General features: G+C 56.1%; 9 protein-coding genes. 6 read left to right on the plus strand and 3 right to left on the minus strand.

The features are described 5' to 3' along the window. Positions 1-38: 38 nt before the first annotated feature. Positions 39-551, minus strand: coding sequence for an SCP2 domain-containing protein (locus AYI87_RS16305; protein WP_144203777.1), 513 nt, complete (start codon positions 549-551; stop codon positions 39-41). A 196-nt stretch (positions 552-747) separates the two neighbouring features. Here AYI87_RS16305 and AYI87_RS16310 point away from each other — a divergent pair, with 196 nt between their 5' ends. Together AYI87_RS16310 and AYI87_RS16315 are read left to right on the plus strand one after the other, a co-directional pair. Then, positions 748-1749 (plus strand): peptidase U32 family protein, encoded by a 1002-nt coding sequence (locus AYI87_RS16310; protein WP_144203778.1) that lies wholly within the window; start codon positions 748-750, stop codon positions 1747-1749. Between the two features lie 32 nt (positions 1750-1781). After that, positions 1782-2627, plus strand: a complete 846-nt coding sequence (locus AYI87_RS16315) for a U32 family peptidase (protein WP_144203779.1) — start codon at positions 1782-1784, stop codon at positions 2625-2627. 85 nt (positions 2628-2712) lie between these two features. On the opposite strand, the gene AYI87_RS16320 is transcribed toward AYI87_RS16315, so the two are convergent. Beyond that, a complete protein-coding gene (locus AYI87_RS16320; protein WP_260865160.1) occupies positions 2713-3363 on the minus strand; it encodes a hypothetical protein in 651 nt (216 codons plus the stop codon). A gap of 517 nt (positions 3364-3880) precedes the next feature. Between AYI87_RS16320 and AYI87_RS16325 the strand changes: the two genes are divergently transcribed. The 3 genes from AYI87_RS16325 to AYI87_RS16335 all read left to right on the plus strand — a co-directional run bounded on the left by AYI87_RS16325 (position 3881) and on the right by AYI87_RS16335 (position 11046). Beyond that, positions 3881-5236 (plus strand): YjiH family protein, encoded by a 1356-nt coding sequence (locus tag AYI87_RS16325; protein ID WP_144203781.1) that lies wholly within the window; start codon positions 3881-3883, stop codon positions 5234-5236. A gap of 250 nt (positions 5237-5486) precedes the next feature. Then, positions 5487-9167 (plus strand): two-component regulator propeller domain-containing protein, encoded by a 3681-nt coding sequence (locus AYI87_RS16330; protein WP_144203782.1) that lies wholly within the window; start codon positions 5487-5489, stop codon positions 9165-9167. Between the two features lie 124 nt (positions 9168-9291). Next, positions 9292-11046 carry a GNAT family N-acyltransferase gene (locus AYI87_RS16335; protein ID WP_144203826.1) on the plus strand — a complete coding sequence of 585 codons (1755 nt, stop codon included), beginning with the start codon at positions 9292-9294 and terminating at the stop codon, positions 11044-11046. 215 nt (positions 11047-11261) lie between these two features. Here AYI87_RS16335 and dapE read toward each other — a convergent pair whose 3' ends face one another. Next, complete coding sequence (gene dapE / locus AYI87_RS16340; RefSeq protein WP_186300658.1) at positions 11262-12551, minus strand: succinyl-diaminopimelate desuccinylase; 1290 nt, start codon at positions 12549-12551, stop codon at positions 11262-11264. Between the two features lie 199 nt (positions 12552-12750). Between dapE and AYI87_RS16345 the strand changes: the two genes are divergently transcribed. Then, entirely contained in the window at positions 12751-13179 is a 429-nt protein-coding gene (locus AYI87_RS16345; RefSeq protein WP_144203784.1) for a CBS domain-containing protein, read from the plus strand. Positions 13180-13300 lie beyond the last annotated feature (121 nt).

The following is a 13300-nucleotide window of genomic DNA, read 5'->3' on the forward strand; positions in this document are numbered from 1 at the left end:
TTTTTATGCCTCATCATTAGTTAGCTCAATGGGCTATTTTAGGCCCATGGCATGTTCGCTTGGCGCTGCAGTTGGGTGAGCATGGCGGCGGCCTGAGTGATGCTTTGGCGCATAAATACCGGCATAGTGTCGAACTCTATACTGAGCAGCAAATTTTTCACCTCTAGCCCCAACTCTGTATCCCCCTCAATCGCCAGACGGCGCTGGAAAAACAGGGTATCTGGGTCTTCCTTACCGGCAGCGATCAGAAGCAGCGCCTGACTACAACCGCTAAAGCTCACCTCGGCCTCGCCGCTTTCGCGGACGATGAGGCGCTCATCGAAGCTAACCTCGAAGCTTAACTCGAGATCGGTCACGCTAATCTTCACCCAGCGAGCCTGCAAAAAATCCAGCTCGCCATCTTTGATCTGCGCCGCCATCAGCAGATTTAAAATACGCTCGATAAGCTGAGCCTTAATTGTAAAAGGCACTAAGTTTAATGGTTTAGCTATGACTTTAGGCCCATATTGCAATAGATGTTTGGCCATGTTTGCCAACACACTTCGCTGCATGACTGACGTTCTCCTACCAAATTGGAGGACCGAAATCGTGACTTCGATCAATGTTTAGTGAGGTTCCCGACAACCGCTGTCGAGAGTGATAAGGAAATCAATTTTAACCAGATTTTATGATCACAAACCTGTTTTACATCAAGAATTGTTCAGCCATTCCCTTTTACACTTCACACTTTTTAAGGGAGAACAGCACATGGAACTTCTTTGTCCGGCGGGTAACCTCGCCTCTCTCAAGGTCGCCTTAAACGCCGGTGCCGACGCCGTCTACCTTGGGTTGAAAAACGATACCAACGCCCGCTCCTTCGCCGGGCTTAACTTTACGCCGGAAAAATTGGCCCAGGCGGCCAAGCTGACCCAGCAGGCGGGTAAGAAGATTTTTCTGACCATCAATACCTTCCCCAAACCGGGGGAAGAGCAACGCTGGTACCAAGCGATTGATCTGGCCGCCGACACTGGGGTCGATGCGCTGATCATGGCCGACCTCTCCCTGCTGGACTATGCCCACAGCCGTTACCCTCACCTGCCGCTGCACCTGTCGGTGCAGGCCAGCGCCACTAACCTGGGGGCCCTCAGCCTCTACAAGCAAGAGTTCAACATCGAACGTGTGGTGCTCCCCCGAGTGTTGTCGATGAAACAGGTGAGAGATCTCTCCAAGGTCACCCCAGTGGATCTGGAGGTGTTCGCCTTCGGCAGCCTGTGCATCATGGCCGAGGGGCGCTGCCACCTCTCCTCTTATGTGACGGGCCAGTCTCCCAATACGGGCGGCTCCTGCTCGCCGGCCAAGCATGTACGCTGGCAAGATGTGGGCGACAGCCAACAGACACGGCTCAACGACGTGTTGATCGACCAATCCGGTAAGGATGAGCAGATGGGTTATCCCGTAGTCTGTAAGGGGCGTTACACCACCAGCGACAGCCAGGAGGCCTCGCACCTGCTGGAGTCTCCCACCAGCCTCAACACCCTCAGCCTGCTGCCGGAGCTCGCCAAGGCTCGCGTGGTCTCCCTCAAGATTGAAGGGCGTCAACGCAGCCCGGCCTATGTGGAGCAGGTAACCCGGGTCTGGCGTCAGGCGATCGACACCTACCTAAGCGATCCAGCGGCCTACACCACCCAGGCCCAGTGGGATCAAGCCCTGGCCAAGGTCTCAGAGGGACAGGTCACCACACTGGGCGCCTATGAGCGCACCTGGCAATAACAGCAAAGCAATAAAGACAAAAGGATAACAAGATGAAAACCTCATTAGGACCGATTCAATATTGCTGGCCCAAAGAGAAGGTGGTCGAATTTTATGAAACCGTGGCTCAGAGCAGCGTGCCCCTGGTCTATCTGGGCGAGACCGTCTGTAGCCGCCGCCGGGAGCTTAAGTTCAGCGACTACCTGGCATTGGCCCAGATGCTAAAGGCCGCTGGCAAGGAGGTGGTACTCTCCACCCTGACGCTTATCGAGGCACAGTCGGAATTTCTTGAACTCAAGAAGCAGGTGGAAAACGGCGAGTTCACCATAGAGGCCAACGATGTCGGCGCCATCTATCTGGCCAAGGAGCAAGGGATACCCTTCGTCTGCGGGCCCAGCATCAACAGCTATAATGCCGCGACCCTAAAGAAGTTTGCCAGTTGGGGCATGCAACGTTTCGTGATGCCGCTGGAGCTGTCCAAGGCCTGGCTCACCCAGGTACTTGAAGATCTCGCCCCGCGCCAGGTCGAGGTTGAGGTGTTTGGCCATGGCTTCATGCCGCTGGCCCATTCGGCCCGCTGCTTCACCGCCCGCCATAAGGGACTCACCAAGGATAAGTGCCAGACCATCTGTATCGAAAATCCCGAGGGATTACTGGTGCAGACCCAGGAAGATCAGCCGCTGCTGCGCCTCAACGGCATTCAGACACAGTCGGCCAACTATATGGATCTGTGCGACCAGCAGACTCAGATGCAAGCCCTGGGGGTCGACTATTTCCGCATCTCGCCCTCGTCCCTGGCATCCATCGCCCTGGCCGATGAGTTACCGGCCAAGTCGGCCAGCCACGACCGGCAGTGTAATGGCTACTGGCATCAGCTACCGGGTTTAACCCTTAGCTAGGCGAGCGGCAGCTAGATGAAAAAAGCAGGACTCATTAGGGAATTTAAAAAAGCAGATAAAACGTCGACTTAGTTAACAAGGAAGGTTAATCGTGTCGACGCGTCTCTCGCTGGGTCCACACCAGCGAGAGTAGCCAACCCATAAAGCTGAACAGCGCCGCCCACTCCATGATCACAGGGCAGCGAATATCGGGTCTGGGCTCCACCATCACGAGATCATGATAAAACCAGGTTCCGCTCGCCACCACGCCATCATCCGTATGGGCCATCAGGATAAACACCAGCAGCAAGCCCAGCGTCAGGCCGGAGAGCAACAGGCTACCGCGCAGGGCGAAGCGCTTGGGCCTGTCTCTACGACTCAACAGGTAGACAAGATACGCCGCCACGCTCATCGCCGCGAAGTAGAAGAAATATTCTATGCCTAAGATATGCAGGTGATAGACGTTAACCGGAAACAGGCCGACACAGGCCAGCGCCAGAAGCGATACCACCAACACAGAGAAGCTGGTCAACACCCAGGGGCCGTCGCTGTTTTGCAGGGCAAACAGGGCAAATAACACCAAACTCAAGCTACCGAAGAAGAGGCCGCCGTTAAACACCACCGCCAGCTCGGAGTGGCCATACTGACCCAACTCACTCAGGGAGAAGTTGTAGAAGCTAAAGCCTTGGCCGCTGTAATCGCTGAACCCTAAGCTGGCCGCCACCAAGCCGATAAGATGTCCTACGAGTCCAAGCAAGCCAAACCTAAATGCTAATTTAGACAGTTTCTGCTCTTTTGAAGTCATAGGCCCTTTATCGTTTAACACACTCATCGGTTAACCATATATGGAATCAGAATTTTTTGCAGAGGTCTAGCGCATATTTCTGACACGGACTGAATAAAATCTCAACAAAAATCATACATGAGAATCATAGCTCACCTTCACTAAAGGGGTATCTCTCAGACTAAACGGCACGCCGCCACGCAACACCAAAGCAACAATTGCACAACCTTGTTTTCAAAGGAGTTTAACTAATATTTACCTAGCCTAGACCTTGTTAATTTAGGTACAATATAAATAGTCATAAAGTGCTAATAACTATGCTGCGGCGGTGAAACGGTTCACCAAGCATTATAATCGTTTTACATCACTGGACTTAGGGGGTAACCTTCCCCGCTTATCTCATGAATGGATATTCAGAGTGTATTGATTAACGGATCTTTGAGTAGATGGCTACCCATGCTTGGGAAGCAAAGAATAAAGGCTAAATAAAGTGGCTGAAAAACAAACCCATAACATTAAAACCGTGCTGACGTTTCTAGTCCCTTCCATTATCGGACTGTTGCTCTTCATGACCCCCATTAGCTATCAAGATGCCATCACGATCCCCATCGCCATCGTATCTAAGGGGCTGCAAAATCTATTGGGCGATAGCATTGTCGCCATAGTCACCGCCATTGTGGTGCTCACCGCTGTCGCAACTCTCATCAGCAAGGCGGCAAAACCCGCGATACTCAATCGCTATCCCTTCTTTCGTGCCCTGCTCGATGTCAGCCCCATGTGGACCCTGGTGCGCGTGCTGGGTGCCATCTTCATCGTACTGACCTTTACCGGAACTGGGCCCGAGGCGATTCACTCGGGCAATACAGGCGCACTGGTGCTCAACGACCTGCTGCCCGTGCTATTTTGCGTGTTTATCTTTGCTGGCATGTTGCTGCCGCTGCTGCTTAACTTCGGCCTGCTGGAGCTGTTCGGCACCCTGCTGACCAAGGTAATGCGCCCTGTGTTCAACCTGCCGGGACGCAGCGCCATCGACTGTATGGCCTCCTGGCTGGGCGATGGCAGCGTCGGCATTCTGATGACCAGTAAGCAATATGAATCCCGTTTCTACACCCAGAGAGAAGCGGCGGTGATCGGCACCACCTTCTCGGCAGTCTCTATCACCTTCTCGCTGGTGGTGATCTCTCAGGTTAAGCTCGAGCACCTGTTCGTGCCCTTCTATCTGACCGTCTGTCTGGCCGGTGTGGTCGCGGCCATCGTTGTGCCTAAGCTGCCCCCGCTCTCTTGGAAGAAAGATCACTACATAGACGAAACCCCGCGTCATCCAGACGATGAGGTGATCCCACATGGTAAGGGCGTCTTCGCCTGGGGCCTGGAGCAGGCGCTGACCAAGGCGGCCAAGGCCGATGGCATGGGTCATACCCTAAAAGATGGTCTGAAGAACGTGATCGACATGATCTTCGGCGTGATCCCTGTGGTAATGGCCATAGGTACGGTCGCCCTGATGATCGCCGAATACACGCCTATCTTTAACTATCTGGGCATGCCATTCATTCCGCTGTTTGAGCTGCTACAGGTGCCGGAAGCCGCCGAGGCCTCAAAGACAATAGTGGTGGGCTTTGCCGACATGTTCATCCCATCAATCCTGGCCAGCTCCATCGAGTCTGACATGACCCGCTTCATCATCGCCGCCATGTCGGTGACCCAGCTGATCTACATGAGTGAAGTGGGCGCCCTGCTGATCGGCAGCAAGATCCCGGTCAATATCGTCGAGCTGTTTGTCATCTTTATCCTAAGAACCCTGGTCACCCTGCCAGTGATTGCAGGTGTTGCCCACCTTATCTTCTAAGGCTGAGGCGTTAGCTAAAAAAGGGCAGCTCAGGCTGCCCTTTCTTATGGCCACAATGGCACATTATCTTATTCATTCAACTCGCAATTTCCCCAAAGACTTCTAAACTTAAACACTCAAGCAGCGCTCATTGTATCGGGATTTACGCGGCTGTTTTTCGCCCCCCATCCCCAAAAACTGAGCACCAAATCGCCCCCTAGATCACAAGGGCCAAGTTATGACTTGCAAACACACGAGTTGGCGCACCTAGATGAGAGCACTCATTCTCTCACTCATGCTATTGCTACTGGTGAGCCAGCCCAGCCTAGCCTTCAGCTATCAGCCGCAGTTTGATTCCTTCGGCGCCAAGGAGGGGCTGTCGATGAATACGGTCACAGATATCGTCAACGACAAGGAGGGACATCTGTGGATCGCCACCCAGGCCGGGCTCAACCGCTACGATGGCAAGCGTTTCAAGATCTTCGACACCCGGGGGGATAACCGCGGCCCCTCGGCCAAATATATCAAGAAGCTGCATTTCAGCCGCAGCACCCTTTGGCTCATCACCCGCAACGAAGGGATCAACCGCTATCATGCCGACAGCGGCATCTTCGAGCCCTTCAACGCCAGTAACAGCCCGCTGCCCGATGATATCGTAGACCTCGATGAAGACGCTCAGGGTAACCTGTGGATCGCCACCGCCGACAATCGCCTGCTCTACTTCTCCCCCGCCAGCAACAAGCTGCTGGCGACCCTGGACAGCAGCACGACCCAAGGGCTACCCAGCGGGCGCATCAACACCCTGTATCGTGACCGACAGGATAGGCTCTGGATAGGCACGCTCAACGGACTCGCCAGCCTCAAACAGACTGAAGATGAGATTAACGTCACCCAATACGCGCCTGAGACACTGCGCGGCGTCTCCGCCATCGAGGCGGGTAAGAGCAACACCCTCTGGGTCGGCACCCAGACCCGCGGCCTGTTCCTGCTGGATATCACCAATGCTCAGGCCATGACGATCGCCGCCGTGCCCGCCAGCCCCGTCTTCTCCATCTCCGCCCTCAAGCGGGATAAGTTCGGCAGCCTCTGGATAGGCTTTCGCGCCCAAGGGCTGGCCAGATACAACCCCAGCCGCAACGAGATCCACAGGCTCAACGCCTCAGCAGAGAACCGCTACAGCATCAACAGCCCAGTCATCACATCCTTGTGGATAGACAACGAGCAGCAGCTGTGGATCGGCAGCAAGGGCGGCGGCCTGAGTAAGACCTTTCTCGACGCCCAATATTTCGGCCATATCCATGGTTTTAGCTTCAACGACAACAACCTGCTCAACGTGGATATTCGCAGCCTGCTGGAAGACAGCCAGGGCACCCTCTGGGTCGGCACCGCCAGCGGCGTCTACCAGGGGCTGAAAAATCCCAGGGGCGAGCTAACGGGCTTCACCCCCTTTCATGTGCAAAACCCCAGCCTGAGTCAGGCCTTCATCAGCTTTATCAAGGAGGATGAGCTAGGTCAGCTGTGGATAGGCACCCGGGGCGATGGCCTCTTCATCTATACCGCAGACAAGCAGAGCTATATTCACTATCTGGCCGATGCCAAGAGCCCCAACAGCCTGCCCAGCAATCAGCTCTATTCGCTCTATTTCGACAGGCAGGGGACCCCCTGGATCACCAGCAGCGATGGCGGCATCGCCAGATACGCCGGCATAGCCACAGGCTTCATTGCCGTGCCCCTGCCCATCAAGACAGTCACCGACATGCTGCAAGACGACGACGGCAACTACTGGCTCACCTCCTCCAGCGACGGCCTGCTGAGGCTCGCGGCCAATGGCGAGATCACCCACTTCGCCAGCCACACACCCCATGCCTTGCCCAAGCAACACCTCTTCTCCATTATCGCCGATGATAACCACAGCCTGTGGATCGCCAGTAACGAGGGGTTACTGCACTTCAACACCCAGGACTTCAGCAGCCGACTGCTTACCACGGCGGATGGCCTGATCGACGACACCATCTACCTACTGTTTGCCGATCAGCGCCGTCACCTCTGGCTAGGCACCACCAAGGGGTTAACTCAGCTCGACCCGGACAACCTTAAGACCACCAACTACACAGATATCGACGGCATACAGGATAACGAGTTCAACTTCGGCGCCGCGGCCTTGGGGCGTAACAACACCCTCTATCTTGGCGGCGTCAACGGCTTTAACCACTTTAATCCGGCCCAGCTGCCCCGCCGTAAGCCGCCGACCCTGCCGGTGATCACAGATCTCTTTGTGCTGGGTCAGGCCCAAGGGCTACCCGACATGGACAAGGGCACGCCAAGACTGCCCCCTTCGCTGGCGCTGCCCCATACCGCCGATATCTTCTCGCTGCACTACCACAGCCCGGATCTGCACAATGCCTCCCGGCTCAGCTATCAGTACCGCCTGCTTGGGCTCAACGACACCTGGATAGCGGGCTCGCCGGAGCAGGTCGCCTACTTCACCGGCCTCAACCCGGGCAACTATCTGTTTGAGATCCGCGCCAAGGATATCAACCAGCAATACAGCCCCATCAGGCGCCTCAAGATCATGCTGGAGCCCGCGCCATGGCAATCCCCCTTCGCCTACACCTTATATTTCACCCTGACCCTGATGCTGGTAAGCCTGATCTTCTATCGCAAGTGGTCCCAGTATCAGCAACAAGCTGCCCTGCTGCATGAGGTGGCCCAGAGCGAGCAGCGCCTGCAGCTAGCCCTGTGGGGCAGCGGCGATGAGTTTTGGGACTGGAATATCGTTCATGGCAACGCCACCCGTACCAACACCTTCCTCAAGTACCCCGAGCAGGAAGAGGAACTGAAGAAGACCATAGCCACCTGCGTCCACCCGAACGACATCCCCAAGGTGTCGCGGGTCGCCAAGGAGTGCATCAACGACCAGATAGACAAGTTCTCCCTCACCTATCGCGGCCTGGCGCCCGACGGCGAGTGGCTCTGGGTGCTCAATCGTGGTCAGGTGGTAGAGCGTGACGAGGCGGGCAAGGCGATACGTATCGCGGGGACCATCAAGAACATTCAGCAGCAGAAAGAGACGGAGCACGCCCTGCGCGAGCTCAATCAGCGTCTGGAGCAGCGCGTCAACGAGCGCACCCTTGAGCTGCAACAACGCAACGACGAGCTGAAACACACCCTGGACGAGCTGGAACATACCCAGGGCGAGCTGATGGACAAGGAGAAGATGGCAGCGCTGGGCGGCCTGGTGGCAAGTATCACCCACGAGGTCAATACTCCCATAGGGATCAGCGTCACCGCCGCCTCCCACCTGCAGGAGAGCGTCAAACACTTCGACCAACTCTATCGCCGCGGCGAGATCACCGAAGAGGATTTCGAACAGTATCAGAATGAAGTGGCCGAGTGCTGCCGACTGATCCTGGCCAATCTGGAACGCGCCTCAAAGCTTATCGCCAGCTTCAAGCAGGTCTCTGTGGATCAGTCCCACGAGGATGTACGCGAGTTCGACCTGCATACCTATCTGGATGAGATCTTCATCTCTCTCAACCCCATGCTGTCACGCACGCCCCATGAGTACAGCTATCAATGTCCGGAGAAGCTGATCATCCAGAGCACCCCGGGGGCTTTCTACCAGATCGTCAGCAACCTGTTCAACAACTCGGTGATCCACGCCTACCCAGATGGCAAGTCAGGCAAGCTCAGCCTTGAGGTGACCCGCAGCGACCAAGGGATCTACATCACCTATCAGGACGATGGCTGTGGCATGTCCCAGGAGGTTCAGGCCCAGGTGTTCCAGCCCTTCTTCACCACCAAGCGCGGCAAGGGCGGCAGCGGCCTGGGGATGAATATCGTCTCCAACATAGTCACTCAGGTCCTCAAGGGCGAGATCAGCATAGACTCCCAGGAGGGGCGCGGCAGCACCTTTATCATACATCTGCCCGACAGCCTGATCGTCCGCTAGGCGTCATCTGGCTGCAATAATTTGTTCATCTCTTAGTCAAACTCCCCTCTTACTCTGGCGCTATGGATAGGGTGTCTCCATCACGGGCACCATCCCTTACATAGCGAGCAGACCCATGCAAAAGATGATCTTCACCGTAGACGATGTGGTTGCCAACAACCTCCCCAAGCTCAATCAGAGCCCCTGGCTGGCGACCCCCACCAAGGCGCTGCTGCGCTATTTCCTGATGGAAAAAGAGTGCCATGCCATCACCCAGGAGTTCGATTACCTGGAGGGGGTAGACTTTATCGAGCAGGTCCTGGCCAGCTTCAACTTCACCTACAGCGTGCCCAGCACAGAGGTGGAGAATATCCCCAGCGAGGGCCGGGTGGTGATCTATGCCAACCACCCTATCGGCTCACTGGACGCCCTGGCGATGATCAAGCTGATCAGCAAGGTGCGCCCGGACATCAAGGTGGTGGCCAACGAGCTGCTGATGGCCCTGGAGCCGCTGCACTCCATCCTGCTGCCGGTGCGTAACATGACGGGCGGCACCCCCAAACAGCATCTTGAGAAGATCCACCAGCACCTCAAGAGCGAAGGTGCCGTGCTGATCTTCCCCTCCGGCGAGGTGTCACGCCTGCGCCCCAACGGCGTGCGGGATCTGCACTGGCACAGCGGTTTTCTGAAGATCGCCAAGGCCTGTCAGGCACCGTTGCTGCCCATGTTTGCCGATGCCAAGAATTCGGCCACCTTCTACGGTGCCTCGATGATCTACAAGCCCCTTGCCAGCCTGCTGCTGGTCAAGGAGATGTTCAAGCAGGCCAAGCGCACCATGCCCCTGCGCATAGGTCAGCTGATCCCCAAGGAGGTGGTGGCCAGCAGCGACTTCCCGCTCAAGACCCAGGTGAAACTGCTGAAGAATCATCTCTATCGCATCGGCAAGAACCGCAGCCCCCTGTTTAAGACCCAGAATGCCATCGCCCACCCTGAGTCGCGCAGCGATCTGATCGAGGCCCTGTCCCAGTGCGAGCTGCTGGGCCAGACCCATGACGAGAAACTCATCTATCTCTACCGCCACAAGCAGAGCAATCCCATCATGCGTGAGATAGGCAGACTGAGAGAGATCGCCTTTCGCGCCGTGGGTGAAGGCAGCGGCAAGCGCCGCGACACAGACAAGTACGACGCCGACTACCTGCATCTGGTGCTCTGGGATCACAAGGCGCTGGAATTAGTCGGCGCCTACCGTTTCGCCAGTGCCAAGAGCCTCTACCAAGATGAGCATAAGGGCCTCTACAGCCAGTCGCTGTTTCAATACCGCGACGAATTTGCCCCCTACTTTGAGCAGGGGCTGGAGCTGGGACGCAGTTTCGTGCAGCCTAAGTATTGGGGCAAGCGCAGCCTAGATTACCTCTGGTTCGGCATAGGCGCCTTCCTCGCCAAACATCCTGAATATCGCTATCTGTTCGGCCCCGTCTCCATCAGCGACGCCCTACCGGAGCAGGCCAAGGCGATGTTGGTCTACTTCTATCAGACCCACTTCTGCCCGGTGCAGGAGCTGGCGCACGCCAACAGCCGCTACAGCTTCACCCCAGAGCAGCACGAACAGTTAGATAGCCTCTTCCCCGGGGAAGACTATCAGGCGGAATTTAAGTTGCTCAAGCAGGCGCTTGCCAGCATGGGCGCGGCCGTGCCCGCCCTGTACAAACAATATGGCGAGCTGTGCGACGGTTTAGGGGTGAGTTTCCTCGACTTCGGCATAGATGCCGAGTTTGGCGACTGCATCGATGGCCTGGTGCTGGTGGACACCCACAAACTCAAGGCCAAGAAGCGCGCCCGCTACATAGACTGCCACCTGCCCGAGCTCAACACGGGCGGCGAAGACAGCCCGTTAAAATAGAAATAGCAATGGCACTAGTAATAGCGCTAGCGGCTATCTTCAAGCAATAAAAAGACGCCCCAGAGCGTCTTTTTTATTGCAAGCTTTTGTGGATTGGTTTTGCGACAAGCTTTTGTGAATTTGTTTTGCGACAAAGGCTTGTGAGTTAGTTTTACCAATAGCTTTGGCGGACTCTCAATTAACATCAGCCCAAGCCACCAAACTTAACTATTTATCTAGTCATGAAAGCGCGTCAGCAGGGCGCGATAGATGCGATACAAGCGCACTATCTGCGCCAGCTCCACCCGCTCGTTGACCTGATGTATGGTGCGATTGGGAAGCCCCAGCTCGATCACCTGAGTTTGGATTGATGACAAAAAACGTCCGTCTGAGGTGCCCCCCGAGGTGGAGAGGCGCGGAAAGCTGGCGGTGACCTCGAAGATCGCCGCCTCCACCTGGGCGATCAGGCTCTGGCCATCGTTTTCCTGGGTATGATAGGGCTGACAGCCACGCTCCCAGCGCAGACTGATGGCATCATCCCCCAGGGAAAGCCCGTCGAGACAGGCCTGGATCCGCGCCATGATCCCCGCCTCGCTGTAACGATAGCTGTAGCGTATGTTGAAACAGATCTCACAGCTACCCGGGACGATATTGTCGGTAAACGCCCCCGAATCCACATGGGTCACCTGCAGGCTGGTGCCGGGAAAGTCGTCGCTGCCCTCATCCCAACTAAGGGCTTCTAGCGCCTGCATCACCCGCGCCGCCATATGCAGGGCGTTGACGGCGTTCTTGGGATAGGCCACATGCCCTTGCTTGCCTTTGAGCGTTAGCCGGGCCGAGATGGCGCCGCGACGGCCAATCTTAATCACATCGCCCGCCTGCTTATCGGCGGTCGGCTCGGCCACCACACAGTACTTGGGCAGACGGCCCTGAGCCTTAAGGCGCTCCACCAAGATGCGGGTTCCATGTTCCGCCTCGCCCTCTTCGTCGCTGGTGACGATAAACTGCCAGTTGGCCTTAGGCAGACCATGACAGGCAATATGATCCTCGACCGCCGCCAGCATCACCGCCAGGCCTGATTTCATGTCCACAGCGCCGCGGCCAATCAGCATGCCATCCACTAAGGTGGCGGCAAACGGCGGCGTCTGCCAGCGGCTCAGTTCCCCGGGCGGCACCACATCCGTATGCCCCGCCAGCGCCAGCTGCGCCGGGCGCTCATCGAAGGAGGCCAACAGGTTGCTCACCCCCTGATCCTGATAGTGGCTGACGTCAAAACCCATTGCGGCAAGCCTTTCCCCCAGCCACTGCTGGCAACCGGCATCTTCCGGGGTGATAGACGTGCGGCGCATCAGCTCACGGCAGTAACGCACCGCCTTGTGCTGGCTAAGATCTTCCCGGCGTAGCTCTTCCTGACTTAGCTCGCCTTGATTATGCTTGCCTTGATTATGCTTGCCTTGGGTGCGCTGAAAATGAATGGAATCGACATAGAAAGGGTCGGACTGGCTGGTCTGGGATGCCAATGGCATGGATTTCATCTTTTTGCCCTGATACTAAGATAAACCCAATCATTAAAGGGCAAACCCATGACATTTATGTGAAATTTAGATGGTCATTTGTTGAACATTCATTTATCTGTTATAACTGGAAACAGGGTGAACATTCACCAAAGTCACTGAGAACCTTACAAAACTCAGTTAACCTCTCCCTAAGTCTCAGGAGTCTGCCATGGCAACACGGGTATCGGAGATCATGAGCACCAGGGTCGTCACCATAGAGATGGACGACAGGCTTACCATAGTCAAAGAGATCTTTGACAGCGCCCCCTTTCATCATCTGCTGGTGATCGAGAACGACAGCTTGCAAGGCGTACTATCCGAACGCGACTATCTGCGCACCCTCAGCCCCCATATCGGCAGCATAGGCGAGACCGAGCGCGACAGCGACACCCTGCAGCGCCGCGCCCATCAGGTAATGAGCCGGGATCCCATCACCATAGCCCCCGAGGCCGACATCAAGACCGCCGGGCAACTCATGCTGGCCCACGACATCGGCTGCCTGCCCGTGATGGCATTTAGCAAGATAGTGGGCATCATCACCTGGAAAGATCTGCTAGGTGCCTTCTGCCATGATGAGCTGTGCCCCGAACAGGACTAGTGCTCACAAGTATTGAAAAATGAGTTACTCAATTGCCTTGCTTATCAGCCTCAATCGACAGCCTTAAACGACAAACCCAGGTCAATTGACCTGGGTTTGTGTTATTTGAGCTGCTGATTCG

It is taken from the genome of Shewanella sp. KCT (assembly GCF_007636505.1).
Taxonomy (GTDB): domain Bacteria; phylum Pseudomonadota; class Gammaproteobacteria; order Enterobacterales; family Shewanellaceae; genus Shewanella; species Shewanella halotolerans.

Coding starts and splice junctions, on each gene's coding strand:
- AYI87_RS16305 (WP_144203777.1), bottom strand. CDS start 551: ATGCAGCGAAGTGTGTTGGCAAACATGGCCAAACATCTATTGCAATAT.
- AYI87_RS16310 (WP_144203778.1), top strand. CDS start 748: ATGGAACTTCTTTGTCCGGCGGGTAACCTCGCCTCTCTCAAGGTCGCC.
- AYI87_RS16315 (WP_144203779.1), top strand. CDS start 1,782: ATGAAAACCTCATTAGGACCGATTCAATATTGCTGGCCCAAAGAGAAG.
- AYI87_RS16330 (WP_144203782.1), top strand. CDS start 5,487: ATGAGAGCACTCATTCTCTCACTCATGCTATTGCTACTGGTGAGCCAG.
- AYI87_RS16335 (WP_144203826.1), top strand. CDS start 9,292: ATGATCTTCACCGTAGACGATGTGGTTGCCAACAACCTCCCCAAGCTC.
- dapE (WP_186300658.1), bottom strand. CDS start 12,551: ATGCCATTGGCATCCCAGACCAGCCAGTCCGACCCTTTCTATGTCGAT.
- AYI87_RS16345 (WP_144203784.1), top strand. CDS start 12,751: ATGGCAACACGGGTATCGGAGATCATGAGCACCAGGGTCGTCACCATA.